At 45.5% G+C, this 21,415-nt stretch carries 23 protein-coding genes; 13 read left to right on the top strand and 10 right to left on the bottom strand.

The features are described 5' to 3' along the window. Positions 1-38 precede the first annotated feature (38 nt). On the top strand, positions 39-1,667 hold the full coding sequence (locus G395_RS0109955) for an alpha-amylase family glycosyl hydrolase (RefSeq protein ID WP_051350098.1): 1,629 nt from the start codon (positions 39-41) through the stop codon (positions 1,665-1,667). A 97-nt stretch (positions 1,668-1,764) separates the two neighbouring features. Continuing rightward, the gene (locus G395_RS0109945; protein ID WP_157486639.1) at positions 1,765-2,046 is read left to right on the top strand and encodes a hypothetical protein; all 282 of its coding nucleotides are present in this window, start codon (positions 1,765-1,767) and stop codon (positions 2,044-2,046) included. A 72-nt stretch (positions 2,047-2,118) separates the two neighbouring features. Here the strand turns inward: G395_RS0109945 and G395_RS0109940 are convergent, their stop codons facing one another. The 7 genes from G395_RS0109940 to G395_RS0109910 all read right to left on the bottom strand — a co-directional run bounded on the left by G395_RS0109940 (position 2,119) and on the right by G395_RS0109910 (position 6,622). Then, complete coding sequence (locus tag G395_RS0109940; RefSeq protein ID WP_026629906.1) at positions 2,119-2,583, bottom strand: PA2169 family four-helix-bundle protein; 465 nt, start codon at positions 2,581-2,583, stop codon at positions 2,119-2,121. A gap of 165 nt (positions 2,584-2,748) precedes the next feature. Then, positions 2,749-3,327 (bottom strand): Crp/Fnr family transcriptional regulator, encoded by a 579-nt coding sequence (locus G395_RS0109935; protein WP_026629905.1) that lies wholly within the window; start codon positions 3,325-3,327, stop codon positions 2,749-2,751. A gap of 16 nt (positions 3,328-3,343) precedes the next feature. Beyond that, the gene (locus G395_RS0109930; RefSeq protein ID WP_026629904.1) at positions 3,344-3,649 is read right to left on the bottom strand and encodes a response regulator; all 306 of its coding nucleotides are present in this window, start codon (positions 3,647-3,649) and stop codon (positions 3,344-3,346) included. An 83-nt stretch (positions 3,650-3,732) separates the two neighbouring features. Then, positions 3,733-4,449, bottom strand: a complete 717-nt coding sequence (locus G395_RS0109925) for a pirin family protein (RefSeq protein ID WP_026629903.1) — start codon at positions 4,447-4,449, stop codon at positions 3,733-3,735. Between the two features lie 22 nt (positions 4,450-4,471). Further along, positions 4,472-5,104, bottom strand: coding sequence for an alpha/beta hydrolase (locus G395_RS0109920; protein ID WP_026629902.1), 633 nt, complete (start codon positions 5,102-5,104; stop codon positions 4,472-4,474). A gap of 82 nt (positions 5,105-5,186) precedes the next feature. Next, positions 5,187-6,125 carry a ring-cleaving dioxygenase gene (locus G395_RS0109915; RefSeq protein WP_026629901.1) on the bottom strand — a complete coding sequence of 313 codons (939 nt, stop codon included), beginning with the start codon at positions 6,123-6,125 and terminating at the stop codon, positions 5,187-5,189. Between the two features lie 107 nt (positions 6,126-6,232). Continuing rightward, the gene (locus G395_RS0109910; RefSeq protein ID WP_026629900.1) at positions 6,233-6,622 is read right to left on the bottom strand and encodes a DUF2958 domain-containing protein; all 390 of its coding nucleotides are present in this window, start codon (positions 6,620-6,622) and stop codon (positions 6,233-6,235) included. A gap of 265 nt (positions 6,623-6,887) precedes the next feature. Between G395_RS0109910 and G395_RS0109905 the strand changes: the two genes are divergently transcribed. After that, complete coding sequence (locus G395_RS0109905; protein WP_026629899.1) at positions 6,888-8,885, top strand: T9SS type A sorting domain-containing protein; 1,998 nt, start codon at positions 6,888-6,890, stop codon at positions 8,883-8,885. Between the two features lie 93 nt (positions 8,886-8,978). Here G395_RS0109905 and G395_RS0109900 read toward each other — a convergent pair whose 3' ends face one another. Both G395_RS0109900 and G395_RS0109895 read right to left on the bottom strand, forming a co-directional pair. After that, the gene (locus tag G395_RS0109900) at positions 8,979-9,287 is read right to left on the bottom strand and encodes a helix-turn-helix transcriptional regulator (RefSeq protein WP_026629898.1); all 309 of its coding nucleotides are present in this window, start codon (positions 9,285-9,287) and stop codon (positions 8,979-8,981) included. A 12-nt stretch (positions 9,288-9,299) separates the two neighbouring features. Continuing rightward, on the bottom strand, positions 9,300-9,851 hold the full coding sequence (locus G395_RS0109895) for a hypothetical protein (protein WP_026629897.1): 552 nt from the start codon (positions 9,849-9,851) through the stop codon (positions 9,300-9,302). A gap of 280 nt (positions 9,852-10,131) precedes the next feature. On the opposite strand from G395_RS0109895, the gene ytxJ reads away from it, so the two are divergent. Further along, the gene (gene ytxJ, locus G395_RS0109890; RefSeq protein ID WP_026629896.1) at positions 10,132-10,464 is read left to right on the top strand and encodes a bacillithiol system redox-active protein YtxJ; all 333 of its coding nucleotides are present in this window, start codon (positions 10,132-10,134) and stop codon (positions 10,462-10,464) included. Positions 10,465-10,624: 160 nt separating this feature from the next. Here ytxJ and G395_RS0109885 read toward each other — a convergent pair whose 3' ends face one another. After that, complete coding sequence (locus tag G395_RS0109885) at positions 10,625-12,235, bottom strand: aminotransferase class V-fold PLP-dependent enzyme (RefSeq protein WP_026629895.1); 1,611 nt, start codon at positions 12,233-12,235, stop codon at positions 10,625-10,627. A 338-nt stretch (positions 12,236-12,573) separates the two neighbouring features. On the opposite strand from G395_RS0109885, the gene G395_RS0109880 reads away from it, so the two are divergent. The 9 genes from G395_RS0109880 to G395_RS0109840 all read left to right on the top strand — a co-directional run bounded on the left by G395_RS0109880 (position 12,574) and on the right by G395_RS0109840 (position 21,318). After that, on the top strand, positions 12,574-13,929 hold the full coding sequence (locus tag G395_RS0109880) for a sensor histidine kinase (protein ID WP_026629894.1): 1,356 nt from the start codon (positions 12,574-12,576) through the stop codon (positions 13,927-13,929). Positions 13,930-13,953: 24 nt separating this feature from the next. After that, positions 13,954-14,715 carry a DeoR/GlpR family DNA-binding transcription regulator gene (locus G395_RS0109875; RefSeq protein WP_026629893.1) on the top strand — a complete coding sequence of 254 codons (762 nt, stop codon included), beginning with the start codon at positions 13,954-13,956 and terminating at the stop codon, positions 14,713-14,715. 272 nt (positions 14,716-14,987) lie between these two features. Continuing rightward, the gene (locus G395_RS0109870; protein ID WP_026629892.1) at positions 14,988-15,635 is read left to right on the top strand and encodes a response regulator; all 648 of its coding nucleotides are present in this window, start codon (positions 14,988-14,990) and stop codon (positions 15,633-15,635) included. Positions 15,636-15,731: 96 nt separating this feature from the next. After that, entirely contained in the window at positions 15,732-16,130 is a 399-nt protein-coding gene (locus G395_RS29110; protein ID WP_051350097.1) for a response regulator, read from the top strand. Positions 16,131-16,268: 138 nt separating this feature from the next. Then, the gene (gene kaiC / locus G395_RS0109860; protein ID WP_035360872.1) at positions 16,269-17,984 is read left to right on the top strand and encodes a circadian clock protein KaiC; all 1,716 of its coding nucleotides are present in this window, start codon (positions 16,269-16,271) and stop codon (positions 17,982-17,984) included. A 22-nt stretch (positions 17,985-18,006) separates the two neighbouring features. After that, a complete protein-coding gene (locus G395_RS0109855; RefSeq protein WP_026629890.1) occupies positions 18,007-18,306 on the top strand; it encodes a circadian clock KaiB family protein in 300 nt (99 codons plus the stop codon). Continuing rightward, positions 18,303-18,626: a circadian clock KaiB family protein gene (locus tag G395_RS0109850; RefSeq protein WP_026629889.1), complete on the top strand. Its 324-nt coding sequence runs from the start codon at positions 18,303-18,305 to the stop codon at positions 18,624-18,626. Before G395_RS0109855 ends, G395_RS0109850 begins: the two co-directional genes overlap by 4 nt. Further along, positions 18,623-19,927 carry a sensor histidine kinase gene (locus G395_RS0109845; RefSeq protein WP_026629888.1) on the top strand — a complete coding sequence of 435 codons (1,305 nt, stop codon included), beginning with the start codon at positions 18,623-18,625 and terminating at the stop codon, positions 19,925-19,927. The genes G395_RS0109850 and G395_RS0109845 overlap by 4 nt, the downstream gene beginning before the upstream one ends. 38 nt (positions 19,928-19,965) lie before the next feature. Continuing rightward, positions 19,966-21,318 (top strand): MutS-related protein, encoded by a 1,353-nt coding sequence (locus G395_RS0109840; protein ID WP_229204121.1) that lies wholly within the window; start codon positions 19,966-19,968, stop codon positions 21,316-21,318. Positions 21,319-21,415: the final 97 nt, after the last annotated feature.

Genomic DNA, 21,415 nt, shown 5'->3' with positions numbered 1-21,415 from the left:
TACGTCCAAAGGCTTTTGAATGATCAAAACCCACAATTATGGAGCAAGGAATAACACAACCATCTGTAAAGTCACAGCATCTCTGGTGGCAAAATGGCGTTATCTACCAGATCTATCCAAGGTCTTTTCAGGATTCAAACGGTGATGGCGTTGGTGATCTGCAAGGCATTATCAGCAGGCTCGACTATTTACAATGGCTGGGTGTAGATTGCGTCTGGCTCTCGCCGATATTTTCTTCGCCAATGGCCGATTTCGGTTACGATATATCAGATTATCAAGGCATACACCCGCTTTTCGGGACAATGGAAGATTTTGATGAACTGCTCGGCGAAGTCCACAACCGGGGCATGAAGCTGCTTCTGGACCTGGTCCCAAACCACACATCGGACCAGCATCCCTGGTTCCTGGAAAGCAGATCTTCCAAGGACAATCCCAAACGCGACTGGTATATCTGGCACGACGGGAAAGCCGATGGCGGGCTACCTAACAACTGGCTGAGCGTTTTTGGCGGACATGCCTGGGAATGGGACGAAGTTACCCAGCAATATTATTACCACGCTTTTTTGAAAGAACAACCCGACCTAAACTGGCGCAACCCGCAAGTTCAGGAGGCCATGATGAATGTAATGCGTTTCTGGCTGGACAAAGGGATTGACGGTTTCCGGGTGGATGTCATGTGGCATATGATTAAGGATGAGCAACTGCGCGATAATCCGCCGTTCCCAGGTTTAACATTCGACCCGAACGATCTGATTTACGATCATTACACACCGGTTTATTCCACGGATCAGCCCGAGGTGCACGAAATTGTACGTATGATGCGCGCTGTTACTGATGAATACGACGAGCGCGTGCTGATCGGTGAAATTTATCTGCCAATTCACAAGCTGGTTACCTATTATGGTCAGGATAACAAGGGCGCTCACTTGCCATTCAATTTCCAGTTACTAACATTGCCCTGGGATGCGCCTGCGATTGCTATGGCGATTGATGAATATGAAGGCGCATTACCCGCCGAAGGGTGGCCGAACTGGGTGCTGGGAAATCATGATAAACCGCGAATATCAAGCCGCGTTGGCCGTGAGCAGGCAAAAGTCGCTGCGCTCTTGCTGCTGACATTGCGCGGGACGCCTACTATATATTATGGAGATGAAATCGGGATGCGCGATGTGGCGATTCCAATGAACGAAATCGTAGACCCGCAAGGCCTGAATATGCCCGATCTGAATATCAGCCGCGATCCCGCCCGTACGCCTATGCAATGGAGCGGCGAGATCAATGCAGGTTTTTCAACTTACAAGCCATGGTTGAGATTGCCATTCAACTCCGGACGGGTCAATGTTGAGAAGCAAAAAGAGGATGCGTATTCCAAACTGCATTTTTACCGTAAACTGATTAGCCTCCGCACAGAACACACAGCGCTGAATGTCGGATCTTACAGGCCTGTTTATGCGGACCAACAACTAATCTCTTACTTGCGCGAATCTGGCAATGAGAGATTTCTGATTGTTTTGAATCTGAGTCACAGACCTGCCTATTTCAAACCGAGACAGGAATCTTATTCAGGTACCATTATCCTGGGAACAGAAATTGAACGCATCGGTATGCAAGTGGAAGATATCATTACTTTGGGCGGGGACGAAGGGCTGCTGATCCGGCTTTCCTGATGGCCACCCATCATTATGTTAATCTAAATAAACGTTTTAACAGAAGACTAATGTCTTAACATAAGCTTATAACATCCAACTAAACAAAAAACCAAGTATGAAAGCGTTAAAATCAATCATTACAATGTCCGCCTTTGCCATCTGCATGTCACTTGCTTCTTGCGGAACAGTGAACGACTCCGAAAAAGGAAGCGAAGGCTCAGGAAGCAAGTCAGAAACAACGCCTAATGACAGCAGCGGAGCCGCAAGCCGCGCAGCGACAGGCGTGGGTGAAGACAACCAGAATGACAGCCTGGGTTACCCATCCAACCAATCCAACCTGAATGCTGATTCGACCAGTCGCAAGCACGATGATGAATCAGTGAAGAAACCACGGTAATCATATTGAGATTATGCATAAAAAAAGGGCCGATTTGCATCGGTCCTTTTTTAGTTCGTTGATGATGAATGGCTATTGCGATATTTTCGCTGAATCACGAAGACGTTTGATCGTATCATGTCCGTCTTTCAGTATTGCTTTTTGTCTTGTTATTAATGCTCTTAGATCCGGCGTCAATTCATCCGATGCCAGGGCCGTTTCATAAGCCTTTTGCGCAGCATCTTCGCCGAATTCCGAGTTTTCAAGTGATGTTTTTCTACCATCGCTGCTGAATGCTGATTTTACATCCATCCAGGTTCTGTATAATTTACCCGAAACCATTGTGCCTGTTGCAGGTTCACCGCCTAATGCTGTAACTTCCCTGGTCAATTCGGAAGCAATTTCACGGCTATGATCTGCCAGGTTGGAATATAAGGATCTCAGGTCTGTGTCCGAGCTGTCTGTCTCGTCGGTTGACTTTTTATATCCTTCAACGCGGTCGTTATTAATCAGGATTAAATCATTAAGTATGTCTACTACTGCTGAATTACTTGCCATGACTTGATTGTATTTGGTTATGTCAGGCATTCATCAACTATTGTTCCAATGCTGAAATGAGTGAAAAATCGTTCAAAAGCCTCCTTCGGATTTACCCTAGCCAGCAATTTGTGGAGCTTTTTGCGCCGTATACATATAAATCAAAAAGCAACTGTCAGCCAGCACTTATTTCTCGCTCAGCTTTTTACGCACTTTACTTAGAAATTCAGGGGAAAAACCCAGGTAGGAGGCGATGTAGTGCTGGGCAACACGTTGTGGAATGGCGGGGTAACGGTTAAGAAAGTCCAGGTATTTCTCAACTGCAGTGGTTGAAATGGTTCGGAAAAGTCGCTCCTGTAACTGAGCCAGGTTTCGCTGCACCATCAACCGGAACAGCCGTTCGAAGCCGGGCACTTTGGCCAGCAGCTTTTCTTTGGTTTCGGGCGTGAGTATAAGTAATTCGCAATCTTCGAGCGTTTCAATGTAAACCAGTCCGGGCGTCTGGTTCTGGAAGCTGGTAATGTCACTTACCCACCAATCTTCCACCGCAAACTGCAATGTTACTTCTGCTCCCGAATTGTCAATGTGATACGTGCGTATGCAGCCTTTCAGAATGTAGGCTTCGAATTGGCATATTTCCCCTTCCTGTAACAGGAAGCTCTTTTTGGGGTATTTTTTAAATTGAAGCAAAGAATCAAAATATTCGAGATCCTCAGGTGCGAACCTCATGCAGCGCAACGCATAATCATTTATTTTTTCAAACATGCTTCAATTTTTCTGTTTATCGCTGTGTCAGCGCGTGCCTGATTTCGGAGTAAAGCAAGCCGCTCCCGCCTCCATAATGCCGCATACATACCGTTTGCGGCGCAACCGACTCGCATAAGCGCAAAATCTGCGATTCTGCCTCCTCATCCACGCCGACGCCTAAAAGTACTAAATCAAATTTATTTATCTCAAAAGCCGTCCTGGCTTCATCCAAACTGCTCACGCCCGTTCCATTCCACTGATCGTTCTTGTTGATCAGACGGATCATGGTTTCCAGGATCTCCGCGTGATCCGCCAGAACGAGAATATTTATATCTGCCATTTTATTTTGGGGTTTAGCCCTGTTTGATTAGTATAATCAGGCAATTGGTATTAAATCAAGCTCCATTGCGCCAGACCGTCATTTTACCACTTTTCAGGAATTTCCATTAAAAGCACCTCTGCGTCGCTTGTTGCTGTAATGTCCACATCTGCTTCCGGCCATAAGCCATATCCGTCCCGCCGCTCCAACGCCTCGCCGTTAACATTTACATTGCCTTTGATCACAAATACATAGAGTCCGTTTCCAGCTTTTTTTAACGAATATTTGGTTCCAAAACCTTTGTCCAGTTCACCAATGTGGAACCACGACTGCTGCTGGATCCATACGCCTGCATCGTCCGGATCAGGTGAAAGGATCTGCAAAAACTTGTTGTGCTTGTCGCCTTTGCTATAATCCAACTGATCGTAACGCGGGGCAACATTCAATTGATCGGGGTAAAGCCAAATCTGCAAAAATGTTACGGGCTCGTCGGGATGCTTATTGAATTCGGTATGATAGATGCCCGTCCCGGCGCTCATAGCCTGAATCTCACCCGGATTGATCACAGCCGTGTTGCCCATGCTATCCTGATGCTCCAATGTGCCCTCCAGGGGAATCGAAATGATCTCCATATTATCATGCGGATGCCTGCCAAAACCTTTCCCACCGTTTACAATGTCATCATTAAGGACGCGCAAAGCCCCGAACTGGATGCGCTGCGGATCATAATGATCGTGAAAACTGAATGTCTGGGCACTTTTGAGCCAACCGTGATCCGCCAGAAAACGGGAATCGGCTTTATGCAAAATACTGTTTTTCATGACTTTCTTATTTAGCTTATGCTCAGATTGATGCATTCAAAACATGCTTATTAGCCAACTGAATTTCTGGTGAAGAAATCGTGTGCTGGCGCCCAGGATAAATCGCAAACGTCACAAATGCATTCATCCGCTCCAAAATCGCAATACTTTCTTTCACTCTCGAAACTGGCACGTGCGGATCCGGATCACCGGTCGCGATAAAAACGGGAGTCCCGGCAAAGTCACCACTATAATTTCCCTCATTGATTTTTTCACCGATCAAACCACCCGTAAAGGCAATAATGCCGCCGTAACGTTTTGCATTTCTGGTCGTATATTCCAAGGTTAGACATGCACCCTGCGAAAAGCCTGCAAAGTATATGTTCTCCGGTAAAATTCCTGCCGCTTCAACTTCCTTAACCACCTGTCCGACAACATCCAGCGCTGAGTCCAGTGCAGGCTGATTTTCCATCTCCCGCGCCATAAAACTATACGGATACCAACTGTTATTGGATGCCTTCGGCGCATAAATAGCCGTATCACCTATATTCAAAACGCGTTTCAGGGAAATGATATCCTCCGCAGATCCGCCCCTGCCGTGAAGCATGACAATTGCTTTTTTCGCTGCGTCAATGCTCACTCCGTCCTTTGTTATTTGCTTGCTATGCGTATACATACTGTTGTAATTAAATGAATGAAAAACAGCCGGACCAGATTGCGAAAGTTCAATGCGGTCCGGCTAATCAAAACGTGTTCCTTTAAACTAACTTTGGAAGCACACTTTCAATCTGAGCCCTGCGGGGTTCATACTGAGGAGGGAGTTGCAAACCCATTCCCAATTCCTCAACCGTTTCATCCGTTGCAAAACCAGGATTATCACTGGCGATTTCAAACAACACACCGCCTGGCTCGCGGAAATAAAGCGAATAGAAGTAATTCCGATCAATTTTGTCCGTGATCTGGTGTCCTGCTTCGACCACTTTTTTGCGGAATTCCATCAAAATATCGTCATTAGCAACTCGGAAGGCTACGTGGTGAACAGATCCACCAGCAACGTGACCAGCGCGTTCGCCAGGCACTTCAACCAGGTCAACGATCGCAGCATTTTCAACTGCATCCGTCACAAAACGATAACGGTTCACGTGTTGTTCCAGTAATTTATAACCAAAAATGTCCGTCAAGATTTTTGCGGTTTCTTCGATTTTGTTGCTGGTGATCGTGATGCTGTGGAATCCGCGTGTGGCGTTTTCGGCAGTCACTTCAGAGGTTTCGTAAGGCGTTCTGTTATCAGCCGTTTTGGACACAGTAAGCTCGAATTTCAAACCATCCGGATCCAGAAATGTAAGATATTGCTCTCCGAATTTTTCGGCCACTTTGTTGTAAGTAACGTGATTGGCATCCAGTCTTTTCAACCAGAAATCAAGGCTTCCTTCCGGCACAGAATAACCGATCTCAGTAACCTGCCGCGTTCCCCGGCGCCCCGCAGGAATCTGGCTGCCCCATGGGAAGAATGTCAGGATAGTACCCGGCGTTCCTTCTTTGTCGCCGTAATAGAAGTGATATGTATTAGGATCATCGAAGTTGACGGTTTTTTTCACCATCCTCAAACCTAAAACCCTGGTATAGAAGTCATAATTTTTTTTAGCATCACCAGCAATAGCCGTAATGTGGTGGATCCCGTTGATTGTATGTTCCATGTTTTCTAAAAAGTTTAGTTCTCTTTGTTTTTGCTGACACAAAGATACTACCCCCCGAAAGGGCAAAACATTGAACTAGGACAAGAAAAACGAGATGACGGGAAGTTTCAGGAAATCCGTTTCGCCACTTCCTCAAGCAAGGCTCCATCTTCCGTTACCCGCTTATTTTGCTTTGCAGCTTTCAGGTAGACGCTCATGGGAAATTTACCGTCGAAAGTGGGGTCTATTTCGACCATGGGGACTTTAAGCCTGGCGTGTTTGATGCTTTCCAGGTCGGTGATGGAGACGTAGCTCAATTCTGGTTTTCCCTGCCCCAGATCGCACAAACCGAATGCAATGTTGTTAGTCGCATCCAACTCGGACAATAGCCATATTGCCTTACCATATTTAGAATGAAGCTTAACGACAGGCTGGTGATCCTTGGCCAGGTCGCACTGAACCTCCTGCGCATTGTGGATCATTATTTCTCTTAAATTCTGTGGGATCATCTTTGTCATTCCACAAAAATAGTTGATTTCCGGCTTAAAACCGTGGGTAGAATTCGAGCTACGCGCCGTCTTTACGGTTAATAAATAATGCGGGGGGATTAGCAAAAACTACGAATCATCCTCTATTTTACACTTGGTAATTTTCTCATTTCTCCAAGGCAAAGCCCTGATAGACTGGCAAAACATCAACTCTGGCGAGTCAGGACACTTATGTCCGCTTGCCTGAAAAATCTTATAAATAAATTAAACAATAATCACAACCAACTTCTACTCTATGAAGAAAAATCTACTCACAATCTTCTCGTTACTTCTTCTACTCCTCAGCCAATCGGTCTTCGCACAGGTCACAGTAACTTTTCCTACGGAAAGGGCGGTATTTCAAAGAAACAATGCCAACGAAGCAAACGTATACATCGGAGGGTATATAACAGAACCTTTCGAGCACATCGAGGCGCGCTTCGTGCCCCGCGTTACCGGCGAAGGCGAAGCAGCTCCTGCCGGAGGTGGCTGGACCATTATCGACGCAAGTTTTTCCAGCGGGCATTTTTACGGGATGATGACCGTTAAGGGCGGCTGGTACAGGCTTGAAGTCCGGGCAATAAAGGCTGGCAGCGAGCCAAAACTTTCCAGTGTGGAGCGCGTGGGCGTCGGCGAAATTTTCGTTGTGGCAGGTCAGTCCAACGCAACAGGCGGAGATGCTAATCCTAACGGCCCCGGCGCATTCAATGACCAGGTAAACAGCGTGAACTTTCAGAATGTGAGCGACGGGGCTGTTACGGAATACAACAATGTTCAGCTCCCGTGCCCGGAATTTGTTCATTTGGATGCCGGCACAAAGACTTCACCATTTGGTAATTATGCCTGGTGTTGGGGATCATTTGGTGACAAAATTTACGAAAAATACCGCGTCCCGGTCATGATCTTCAATGCTGGCTGGTCGAGTACAGGGATTGAAGAATGGCGGCAGACGATTGATCCTAATGCCATTACCACAGGACCATTTGGCTACACTTTTCCAAGAGGCTTACCGTTTGGTCACCTCAGGTTAGCATTAAATAACTACGTTGCCCAGCTTGGCATCCGCGCCGTCCTGTGGCATCAGGGAGAAACCGATAACTTTATCGAAAGCTCAATTGTGGGCAGCCCGAAGGACCGTTACCGCGATAAACTTTGGGAGGTGATCAATGCGAGCCGCAATCTTTCCGGCAAAAATAACCTGGCATGGGTTGTAGCGAGGGCTTCGCGCTTCACTTTTGATGGTGCAACAAGGGTTTCTGAGAACGTGATCGCTGCTCAAAATGAGCTGATCGACAATGATGCCGCTTATGCGCATGTATACCAGGGCCCCGATACGGACCCATATTACAGCATTGAATACCGCAGCGACGAAGTGCATTTTCGGGGCGACGGTGTAACCCCGTCTCCCGATGGAAATGTATACTCCGGATTAATTTCCCTCGCCGGATTTTGGAACGATAGGATTACCACTGATTTTCTCAGCCAGTCCACCCCCTATCCTGCATTGCCCCCGGTGGAAGTCACAGCAACTCAGGCGGCGGGAACCACGGATCTCACATTCACAGGGCCAGGCATTCCAAGCGGCTCGGTATACAATTGGCAGAGCGCAGATAACTGCAACCAGATAGAAGCCACATCTCAGCAGTGGACGGCAGGAACAGGGTTTTACAAACTAAAAATTATCGACGCCAATAAAAACACCATCTTCTCCCCTCGCCTCTATGTTTCCGGCACTGCACTCCCTGTTACCTGGAAATATTTTAATGTCCGCAACACAGGAAACAGCCGACCTTTGATCCAGTGGGCTACTTCTGAGGAAACGAACGCATCCCATTTTGAGTTGGAGCGCAGTGAAAATGCAGTTGTTTTCACAAGCATTAACATGATTGCAGCAGCCGGAAATTCGAACGCAACGAACGCCTATGCATATCAGGAAGAATTCCTTCCCTCAGGCATTTATTACTATCGTATCAAACAAGTGGATCTGGATGGGAAGTTTAATTTCACCCGGGTTGTAAGCACCAAAATTGAGGAAAACAACACGATCAAAGCCTACCCTAATCCGGTAACCGATCTGCTGAACATTGAGTCAGAAAAAGTGCTGGGAATTGTGGAAGTGTTTAATGTAGCAGGAACAAAGCTTTATACATCCAAACAAAATTTATATACTATATCCCTGGATATGAGCAAATTCCCAGCCGGCTTATATACTGTTACCACGAATGGTAAGAGTTATAAAGTGATAAAAAAATAATGTCAGAACGCTCGAAGAAGCTATCAGCTTTCCTAAGCATTCTTTGTTTTTATGACGCCAGGCTTAGCACGGAAGCTTAGGCGTATTGCTAAATCAGGACATCAGCGGAAGAGAAGGCGTTTCGATCAGCTTGATCGACAACGCTTTCTCTAACTTGCAAATCGTTTCCAAAGTAAGATTCTCCGACCCTTTCACAATCTTGTTGACATATTGAGGAGAGCATTTCAAACTTTCCGCCAGATCTTTTTGCGTCGTTTTGCGCTCGCGCAGGGCGCTCAGCACGCTGACGCCAATCGCAAATGAAATCCGCAGCCACGCATGATTCTCCTGCCTGGCCCTCGCCTCGGGCAGCCAAGTAATGTCCTGCTTGGCATTTTTTAATTTCTCTCTGATCTTTTCCATTTTTTAATCCGGTTAATACATCTCAAAAATCTCCAACTCATTATTTTCAGCATCACCCAGGTAACCCCGCAAAAATTCCAGTTTTTCCAATTCTGTTACCAGATGACTTCGCTCATTCATAGTCCTTGTCAACTTAATTGCACCACCAGAAACCACAAATAAATTAACATCCACCCTGATTGCATAGATTCGCAACCAACTATGCCGCCGCGAACCTCTCACCTTGCTTTTCTCCAGTTCTTCCAGTTTTGTTGTTCGATTTCGCAATGGCCTGAACAAGCAGGAAAGCGTCTCATTCTCCTCTGTCAGCCCGGTTTGCGCTACTGCCACTAACTTTCGCTCCAACAAAATGGCTTCATTCATTGTCGCGATAACAGCTTCCTGAACAGTTACATGCTGCCAGAAGGCGTTCAAATCCTGCTTATGTTCCTCGAAAAATGCTTCAAGAAATTCGGCGTCGTTCCAGAGCTCAAACATTCGCGCGAACGCATTGCGGTCTTCTTTCTGGAATTTTGCCGCAAAGAGGCTGTCCCGAACAATCACAAAGATATTACTAATTTTCATAAATCAACCTATAAGTTTACATTTCTTTCATCTATTTCCCTTTTAGACGTTGATTGGTTATTTGGTCACATTTTTTACAAAAAAGAATTGCAATGTTATTTTCGTCAAGAAGACAGCGTACCGTGTTTACATCCATGCGCCGCCGCATCCAGCTTTATACTAACTTTTAACCTACCTCCTCCAAACTGGAACGCTTTTTTTCGGGATGGGGAATGAAAAAAGGTGTTAATGTTGTTGTAGAGACATTGCCGGAATTAAAGTCAATTTTTCGCTTGAAATCATGAATTGGATTACAATCAATAGTACGGAAGAGGTCGAGAGAATTTACAAGTCATCTGAGTATGCTATCATTTACAAACATAGCCCGCGATGCATGACGAGCCTGATGGCTTATCGCCAGTTGAAATCGGACGTAAATTCGGTTCCAGATGTAGATGTGCCTCTTTACATTGTGGATGTGGTCAATAACCGCACTGAATCCATGTCCATTGCGAACACATTCAAAATACAGCATGAATCTCCGCAACTCCTGGTTGTAAAAAATGGGGAATGTGTTTTTGACGCTTCGCACGAAGACATTTCACTGCACGATACGCTTGGCTATTTTCAGTAGGTGAATATTTAGTAAGCAAACATGTTAAGTAAAAACATGTTAAGTAAAAACATGTTGACGCAAACAAAGAGATCGTTCAAAGGATAAACCTTCTGAACGATCTCTTTGTTTTGGAATACTAATATAAAAATGCAGGCACATTATAAACGTAAACCAAGTGCTAGGTCGCCAGCGGCGGGCCCGATGGGATCATGATTTTCTCACGTTTCATTTTGAATTTCTGCTTTTTGGCCGTGAACTTCGCAGTCATGTATTCGCCCATGTAAATGGAGCCTGTCATTACATCGTCTTTTACAGTTCCTGAAAACATAAATGTGACGGCATCACCTGGCTGACGGTCTGTACTGCGCATTTTAAACTCATTTCCTTCCACTGTTCCCTGCATTTCGCGAACGCTGAATTCGCCCTTGTGAGAACCTTCAAGCCACTTGCCATCCTGCTCGATAATGAGCGTTTGCTTGCTTTTGGAAGAGAAAAACTCGACGTCCGCCTCCCAATGTCCCTTCAAAGAAACCGAAGGAGCAGTCATCTCCGTTTTTTGCGGCGTTCTTTTCTGAGATAAAACCTCAAACAGCCGATCTGAAACCACCTTATCGTCACCCGGCTGCATTTGCCCGGTCGTGATGGATACAAATGTAGCCCCATCGCGTGTTCCTCCACCTAATGCGATCCGTGGTTTTGTGCGTCCGAAAAGTTCTGCGATTTCCTCACCTGTAATATTCAGTTTCGCCGGGTCCCACGAAATTCTCAGTTGGGGCGTACGGTTCGAGAGCTGTTTCGGCTCAACAACCGTTGTCTTAACGGAATCAATGGTCGATACTTTTTTGGAAATGTTGTCCAGCCAGGAAAGCCATTTTTTCCATTCGCCTGCATGGTCTCTTTTAATCCATGCCTCCACAGCAGCAACCATTCCCATCGTCTCTTCCCTACCCACTTTATTATCGCGACCGGGACCGTGATGGGGAGCACTTGCCTGCCAGGCAGACATGAGCAAATCTTTCCTGCCCAACACCAAACCGGCACATTGCGGGCCGCATAAGGCCTTTCCACCACTATAAATCACCACATCCGCGCCCATTTTCAAATGCACGTTCGGAATAGTAAGGTCTTCTGCGGCTGCGTCTACCATGACAGGAATGTTTTTCGGCTTAGCCAATTTGGAGATCGCTTCCAGCGACATAGGCCCGCTCATGGACTCGTCGCCAGCCATCAGATATATCATTGCCGTACGCGAGCTGATTGCATTTGACAGCTCGTCGATGGAATCAACCGTGATCAGGGTTACGCCCACATTGCGCAGCGCATGATCGTAAACATTGCGGGAATATCTTGGGATAATCACTTCTGTTTTCTCAAAGCCAGCCAGGTTGGGGACACGGATGAGCTTTTCGGGATTCCCACCCGTTACACATGCAACCGTAACATGCTTCATCCCCGCGGCACAACCGGCCGAAACCAGGCCCCACTCCGCGCCCGTAAGCTCGGCAAGTCGCTTTCCGGCACCAAATGCCAGCTCGTCATACTGCACAAAAACCTGTGCTGCGGCATCCATTGCAGCCCTTACTTCCGGCCTTTCAATGGATCCGCCAATGATGGTGAATGTTCCGCGACAGTTGATAATAGGCTCCACACCAATAGCCTGGTAAATCTCCTTGCCCGCAGCTACATCCGCATTCCGGGAGACCGTTTCAGCTGATTTTTTCTGCGGAAGCATGATACTTCCTGCCAGCGGAAGCATGGATAAATCTTTAATGGCATCTCTACGTTTCATTACTTTTTCTAAAGAGGTTAAGGAATATTAAAAGTTTGGGGGATACACAAGCGACTTTAAGTATAAAATTTTGCATATTAGCATGAGTACCGACCATTATATGGCACAATGCTGAATATCTGGACGAGTTTAACACTAAAACAAAACTTAACCAAATTCGAAAAGTCATACTCCCGGGCAGCTGACCATTTTTTTGGAATTTGTAACTAACGGAAAATTAGCGTTCGGGATTTCGCCTAACACATTAATTTTCTTTGGCGGCTTACGCATACATCGCATTAATTCGTGATATTTACACTAATAATACCTTCCTATCATACCTAAATAAAGCTACTGTTTTGCGTTCCGAATCCAAGCTTTACAACTTTTGGATTAGACTGTCTGGGTCATCTGACGAATTCCCTCTTAATGCCCGGATTTTTCACTCCGTATGCCTGATTTCACTAGCTGCGCTGATTTACAATGTTCCCTTTAATTACTTCATCGGCTTGCCCAAAGTGGCACTCATCAGCTTTCTCGTCCTGGTTGCAGTTGTCGGTTTATATTATAATTCGCGTTTCCGTCATCGGTTTGGCATCTCTATCCTGATCGCCGACATTGTGGGGCTTTTACTGTTTGTGGTCAACTACTTTTTGAACTCCGGCCTCCGCGGGCCGACGGATCTTTATTTCCTGCTTCTTCTGTTGCTAAGCATTGGAATCAGCCCGGCGAAGCAGTACAAAATATGGATCCCGGTCAACATAGTGGTGGTGCTGGCGTTGAATGTTTTTGAATATTATTACCCGGGAACCGTGCCCTATACGTATGCAAACGGGTTCGCAATGTTTGTGGATCATATGTCTTCGTATGTGGTGGTGGCCATATTGGCTTATATCTGCACAGATTATATCCGCCGGAGTTATGAAAATGAAAGGCGGTCGGCGGTGGAGAAATCGCTGTTTATAGCAGAGAAAAACCAACAGATTCTCAAACAGAATGTAGAGCTCGAACGCATTAATGCTGAAAAGAACAAGCTGATGTCGATTGTTGCACACGACGTGCGGGGGCCATTGGCCAGCATTCAGAGTTTCCTGGAATTGCTTTCTGAGTATGATCTGGATGAAACGGAACGGCAAGGCATCAAGCGGGAACTACTGCATGCTACAAATGACACGATGGCTTTGCTGTCTAAGTTGTTGAATTGGTCAAAATCGCAATTAAATGGTGTTTCCGCTCAAAAAGAGGCGCTGAACCTAGATGAGCTGCTGAATTCAACATTATCCCTGGAAAAAAGCAGCGCCATCAGGAAGGATATAAAATTGAATTACCAAATCGATCCGTCGATCGAAATTTTCGCGGATCGTGATATGATGCAGGTTGTATTCAGGAACCTGATCGGCAATGCCATCAAATTTACACCGGAAGGCGGACAGGTAAGCATTGAATCAGAAGTATCCGGCAATGAATGTATTATAACTGTTCGCGATAATGGAATCGGGATTTCGCCGGATAAGCAAGCCGTGCTATTTTCCTTGAATGTTCAATCGACTTACGGCACAAAAAATGAAAAAGGTGTCGGCTTGGGTTTGCTGCTGACCCAGGAATTTTTGGCTGCGCAAAACGGGAAAATCTGGTTTGAATCGACCCCTTCGGAAGGCACAAGCTTCTTTGTATCTATCCCAAGATATGGCTATTCTTTGATTAAAATTGATTAGTTTTGATTAAAGTAAAATTTTGAGATGAATTTCCAGGAGCGTAAGAAAAAGATCGTGGCTGCGGTTGATGAATTTGGCAGCTTGTCTGTATTTGAATTGTCTGAAAAACTGGGCAGGTCGCCTGCAACAATCCGCCGCGATCTGCACGACATTGCGGAAGAAGGTTTGCTTATGCGTACGCATGGCGGCGCAATGAAAGTTGAGGGGCTAGTACTAACCAGTTTTGCCGCCAAAGCAGGTCATAACGAAGATAAAAAAGACAAGATTGCCCAGCTCGCCGCAGGGTATGTAGCAGATAACGACATTATATTTATGGATTGCGGCAGCACGGTTTTCAAAATGTGCCGCTATCTTAAAAAGAAAAAAGGAATTAAGGTCATCACCAATTCGCTGCCAATCATGGCCGAACTGATCGACACGCCTTCGATCAGCCTGAACCTGATCGGCGGCGAAATTGATAAATCACGCAAAGCGGTTCATGGCCACAAGGCAATAGCGCATATCGAAAGTTACCACGCGCACAAAGCTTTTATTGGAATCGATGGAATTTCGGCGCGAAATGGCCTTACCGCTCACAGCGAGCATGAATCGTCAATCACATCGGCATTCATTAAAAATGCTTCGCAAGTGTTTGTATTATGTGATTCTTCGAAAATCGGTAAGGACAGTCATATGAAAGTTGCCAGCTTATCCCAGGTTAACAGCCTCTTCACAGACCCGGATCTAGATGCTCCAAGAAAAAAAGAGTTAATGGAATCAGGGTTGGACGTAGTTGTTGCCAATTAAGTAAACTGGTGTTCTCTTAATGCGTATGACACCCACCGTTATGCTCATTATCAACTTAATACGTCTTGTTTTACGGTTTCAAAAACGCATCTGCGGAGGTAGCTGTCGGCTGACATAATACGAAGACTCTGGAATGATACTCCCAGTTCATGTGCACGTTTTAGAATAATTTCTACAAATGTTTGGCTATTGATAAGAAGTTGTATGTTAAATTCGCTATTTTTAAAGGAAGGCAAGCTCACATACTCACTTTGAAATACCTGACAGCAAGAATGAAACAAATATTACTTGTAGAAGACCACTCAGTTGTCAGACTGGCGACCCGCTTTTTAATCAACGACCTCATTAGCTCGGTCAATGTTCTTGAAGCATCCAATTTTGAAGAAGCACTCACACAAGTCGCCTCCACACACGTTGATCTCATCTTCCTGGACATTGACATTCCTGGTGGCGAAGGTTTCAACATGATCCCGAGAATCAGGAAATTACAGCCGAAAGTTTGCATCCTGGTGTTTTCAGGCATGGACGAAGCACTTTACGCCATGCATTACCTGAAAGCAGGGGCCAACGGGTTTCTTGCCAAAAACTCACCGCAGCAAACCATCAAAACGGCGATCTTATCCGTCCTGGAAAAAGGAAGATATGTAAGCGACGTGGTGCAGCAACAACTCATGCGGCACACTTTCGAAGCCAATACAAACAGTGAACATCCGCTGGAAAACCTGTCTCAAAGGGAGCTGGAAGTGATGGATCTGCTGCTTGACGGCAAGTGGACGAAGGAAATAGCAACACAGCTGAACATTACAGGAAGCTCCGTCAGCACGTATAAATCACGGATTTTTGAGAAACTTGAAGTTTCCACTATCATCGAAATGTTTGTAAAGGTAGAGCATTACAAAAACGGAAGCCCTGGTAAATAAGGGCTTACAAATTCTCTCTGTTTTTTAGCTTAATTAGCTGCGGAAGATTTACGCAATGTGATATTTCAAATTATATTTGTAAATCACAAGCTTCAAATGAAGGAACAAAAGAAGATTTATTTGGCCGATGACGATCAGGACGACCGTTTCTTCCTACGGCAAGCCATCCAGGCAGCCAACGCCTCCACCGAAATAATTGAGGTTGAAAACGGCCTGGAGCTGATCAAAGCAATGAAACAGCTTCCCGGGCAACAGGCATCACTTATTCTGATGGACATGAATATGCCCAAAATGAATGGCCTTGAAACCATTGCTGCAATCCGCGCAGATGCGGATCTGTCTGCTGTCCCGGTAGTGATGATTTCCACCTCTTCCAACACATTGTTAATTGAGAAAGCTTACCAGGCGGGCGCCGATAGCTTCATTACCAAGCCTAGCACATTTGAAGAATTCAACCAGCTTGGCATTCAATTGACCGAGCAGTTTCTCTCCTAGCATACGCACTTTGGGTGAAGACGAACCATTGTTACGAATGTTTTTTGTGCAACGACTCAAAAAAACAATTGGTACGGTATTTGTAAATGTGCTTCCAACACACATTTAACCGAAGTGAAATCAGAATAGCTTAATCAAATGAACTCCAACTCCTCTGACTCAATAATCGGTCTTCTAGCATTGCAGAAGGCACGAACAGGCATCAAAGGTCTCGATGAAATTACCCTCGGCGGGCTTCCTCAGGGTAGGCCCACATTGATTTGTGGCTCTGCCGGATGCGGCAAAACACTTTTTTCTATTGAATTTCTGGTCCATGGCGCACTTCAATTCGGAGAGCCTGGCGTGTTTGTTGCATTTGAGGAAAAAAGTGAAGAATTGACCATCAATGTTGCTTCCCTTGGTTTCGATCTGGACCGGATGCAAAAAGACAAGCTCATCAAGCTGGACCATGTTCACATCGAAAGAAGTGAGATTGAGGAGACAGGAGAGTATGACCTCGACGGGCTGTTCATCAGACTAGGTCACGCCATTGACAGCATTGGTGCAAAACGCGTTGTTTTAGACACCATTGAAAGTCTTTTTTCAGGATTGAACAATGAGGCAATTATACGCGCCGAGTTGCGGAGATTATTTGAATGGCTCAAAGAGAAAAACGTAACGACCATTATAACAGGCGAACGCGGTGAAGGCTCGCTGACACGCCAGGGATTGGAAGAATATGTGTCCGATTGCGTGATTTTGCTGGATCACCGTGTTGCCAATAAGATTTCAACACGGTTGCTGCGCATTGTCAAATACAGAGGCTCAGTACACGGCACCAACGAATATCCGTTCCTGATTGATGAAGATGGCATTTCAGTTTTGCCGGTTACTTCCCTGACTTTATCCCACAATGCATCCAGCAAACGCATTTCATCCGGCATTCCGGCATTGAATAAAATGCTGGGCGGAGAAGGTTTTTTTGAAGGAAGCAGCATTCTTGTATCTGGAACCGCCGGGACGGGGAAAACAAGCATTGCAGGCTCATTTGCTAACGAAACCTGCCTGAACGGCGATCGCTGTATTTATTTTGCTTTCGAAGAATCGCCCAAACAGATCGTGCGCAACATGCGCTCCATAGGCGTCGATTTGCAAAGTCATATCGACAATGGCCTGTTGAAATTCCATGCTTCCCGCCCCACATTGAACGGGCTGGAAATGCATTTGCTTTCGATAAATAAACTGATCACACAGTTCAAACCAAAAACGGTTATCGTGGATCCGATAACAAACCTGATTACGGTCGGGTCCGTAAGTGAAGTAAAAAGTGTGCTCATCAGGCTGATCGATTTTCTTCAGGCAGAGGAAACTACCGTCCTGTTTACGGCGCTCTCTTTAAACGATAGCATTTCTGAACAGACAGACGAAAGTATTTCTTCCCTGGTAGACGCCTGGCTGCTTATCCGCGACATTGAGATGAACGGCGAGCGCAACAGAGGTCTGTATGTAATGAAATCCCGTGGGATGAAACATTCCAATCAGGTGCGGGAGTTCGTGATCAGTGATAATGGATTGGATCTCGTGGATGTGTTCCTGGGACCAGAGGGTGTACTTACGGGATCAGCAAGAGAGGCACAACAACTGCTCGAACAAACGGGTGTTGTGTTGCGCGACCATGCAGTATCAAGAAAAGACAGAGAGATTGAGCGGAAAAAAATGGTGCTGGAAGCCAAAATTGAAAGCCTGAAAGAAGAATTCGCATCCTTGCAAGAGGAGCTGAATAAAACCTTTATTGAAGATGAGCTAAAAAAAGAAGTCTTCGAAAAGAACCGGCAGGAACTTTCCCAGATTCGGGATGGCAAAAAAAAGGAGTAAAAACCGCACCAATCAGATATAAATGGAAGACGCAGCAGAAATATGGGAGCTTAGATTGTATGTAGCCGGCAAAACCACCAAATCGGTCACCGCGCTCGCTAATCTTAAAAAATACTGTGAAGAATATTTAAAGGATAAATATGTCATTGAAGTAATTGATCTGCTGTTACAACCGCAATTGGCTGAGGGCGACCAGATACTTGCTATTCCTACGCTTGTGAAAAAAGTCCCTGAGCCAATCCGCAAGATTATCGGCGACCTTTCGAACGAGGAAAAAGTATTGGTTGGACTTAATATACGCCCTGCAAAGAGAACAGAATGAGCGATAACACAGACATTATGCCGTCAAACGGGGATGAAGATGATATTCACTATGAGCTAAGGCTGTTCATTACAGGCGCGTCCATCAATTCCAGAAGGGCAGTCGTTAATGTAAAGGAAATCTGTGAAACATACCTCAAAGACAGATACTCTCTGGAAATCATTGATGTTTACCAACAAAAAACCATAGCCGAAAAAGAACAGATCATTGCCTTACCTCTACTCATTAAAAGTGCGCCGCTACCGGCACGAAGACTGATCGGAGACATGTCCGATACAGAAAAAGTACTCAAAGGTCTGGGAATTTCAATTGGAACATGAACACGCATAAGACATATGAAGAGCTGTTAAGGGAGAACGAAGAGCTGCACGCGCAACTTGAAGAAGCTACGGAGACCATTCATGCGATCCGTTCCGGGCAAGTGGATGCATTGGTTGTTCAGAATCCCGACGGCGGGCATCAGCTTTTTACATTGAAAACCGCCGACCAAACTTATCGCGTTTTCATTGAGAAAATGAATGAAGGAGCTGTAACGCTCAATCATGAGGGCCTAATACTGTATTGCAACTCCATGTTCGCGTCTATGATCAACCTCCCGCTTTCCAAAGTGGTGGGGCTGCATTTCGCCGATTTCATTGCCGATGGATTTCTGGAAATATACCTGGATCTTTTCGATAACGGATGGAGCGAGGATAGCAAAACAGAGCTTTGCATTAGCAGAGGCGGCGCACAGGTTCCTTGCCAGCTGTCCGTAACCATGCTGCAATTGGACGAGGGCCCGGCGCTGAGCATTATATTGACAGACTTGTCTTTCCAGAAAGAAATTCAACAACTGCTGAAACAGAACAACTTGCGTCTCGCCGAGATTAACACCGAGCTGGAAACCAGCAACCATGACCTACAACAATTTGCATCCGTAGCCTCCCACGACTTGCAGGAACCGCTGCGCAAAATATTAATTTTCTCCACGATACTCAGGAACAAGCTGGTCGATGAGCTGACGGAAGAGAACATTACATATCTGGACAAAATCATCGCATCTTCTCAAAGAATGCGCAACATGATCACCGATATCCTCAGCTATTCAAGGCTTTCTACTAATCTTAACAACTATTCATTGACCAGCTTAAATGAGGTCGTTAGTGAGGTGCTGGAAGATTATGAGATCCTTATTTTAGAAAAGAATGCAGAAGTTATTGTTGATCAATTGCCTGATATCGAAGTCAACAGAGGACAAATTAAACAGGTTTTCCAAAACTTGATCAGCAACTCTATCAAGTTCTCCAAACCCGGGCTTGCGCCGGTGATACGCATTTCGGGAGGCGTTCATGAGGAAGCGGAAGGTGCATTGAAAGATGCTTCAACGGCACGGACCTGCTTCATTACGATTTCTGACAACGGCATTGGTTTTGACGAGCTGTATAACGAGAAGATTTTCTCTTTGTTTGAGCGGTTAAATACCAAAGACAAGTATGAAGGATCCGGCATTGGTCTCGCCATTACCAAAAAGATCATTGACAAGCATAATGGAAGCATTACTGTTTCCAGCAAAGAAGGCGAAGGCGCCGTTTTTGAACTGACATTACCTGTAAATCAGCGTGTTTTGACGCATGGGATTTAACTATTTTTAAGATTTCGCTTATCGGTTAATGTATAATTTTGAAGATCATCGAAATCTTCAAAATGCATCCCATCGATCTCCAAACGCTCCAAGAATTACAAATCCTTCCCAAAAGCTCCCAGGATTTAAGCGTTCTTCATTTTTTCGACCACACCGCGACCGAAGGCGGGCGGGATTCCCTGCGGGAAATGCTGTTAAATCCAAAGCGCTCCCTGGATGGAATAGATTCATTTCATGAACTGGTGAAAGCATTTATTCAGACGCCAGACGCATTCAAAGCAGACATTCCCAGGACCTACGTTTCCGCCGCAGAGGCTTACTATGCCTCCAATATTGCCTATTCGATGTCGCCGGATGTGTTCCAGCACTGGTTCGACACCTGGATTTTCTCATGGCGTAATCCTTCCGAATTTTACATTGTCCGAAGCGGTTTTACAGCAACATTCAGGCTTTTAAAAGCCATTGAAGAAATGATCACTGAACTTCCCGGAGCACTCCCCGAACTTCTGGCTGATGACATTCTTTTCCTGAAAGCTTTTCTCAATAAAAAAGGCATGAATAGTTTGCTGAAAATACAGGATAGCAAGCTGACCAGGCGGACTATTTTCTTCTGGGATTATTTTCTACGCATCTCAAATAAGAAAGACTTTCGGAAAATCCTGGACATTTTCTACAAGCTCGACGCCCTCCGGAGCATTGCCTTAACAGCCACTATTCACAACCTTCAATTTCCGATTTTTGTAACAAATCCCGAACAAGTCCATTTTAATGCCGAACAGATATGGCATCCTTTGATCGAAAAAGCGGTTCCTAACAGTCTTGCCCTGCAGAGCGAAACGCCCGTTTGCATGCTTACGGGAGCTAATACGAGTGGTAAAACTACTTTTCTAAAAACCTGCGGGATCGCCGTCTATCTTGCGCATGCCGGCTTTCCCGTTCCCGCAGCAACGCTCCAACTAACATTTGCAGACAGACTATTCACTTCCATTCACCTTTCCGACAACATTGCGTTAGGTTACAGCCACTTTTTCGGCGAGGTTATGCGTATCAAAGTCATTGCGGAAGCCCTCCATGCCCAAGAATCCTGCTTCGTTATCATTGACGAGTTGTTCAGGGGAACGAACCAGGAAGATTCTTTACATTGCTCAATGACGGTTATCGACGGTTTTATAAAAAAAAAGCAAAAATCCCTTTTCCTGGTTTCAACACATTTGGAACCGCTGCTGCAACATTATGAAAATGATTTGCAGATTTGCTTTCGATGCTTCAAAACACATATCAATGGCGACCATTTTGTTAACACATACCAAATTGAAAACGGCATTTCCCAGGAACGGCTCGGGCAGGTAATTCTGAGAAAAGCAGGCGTCGGACAGCTCTTGGATAACTGAAATACGCGTGGCAATCGCTATCTTGGACTGGCCAGAAGAAATAAGCAAAACATGAAGTTCCTGATAATCCCTGTCGTAATTTTTACAAGCTACCTGT

The organism is Dyadobacter alkalitolerans DSM 23607 (assembly GCF_000428845.1).
GTDB classification, from domain to species: Bacteria; Bacteroidota; Bacteroidia; order Cytophagales; family Spirosomataceae; genus Dyadobacter; species Dyadobacter alkalitolerans.
The sequence above is the reverse complement of the archived record's forward strand: the minus strand, read 5'-3'. Positions and strand labels throughout refer to the sequence as shown.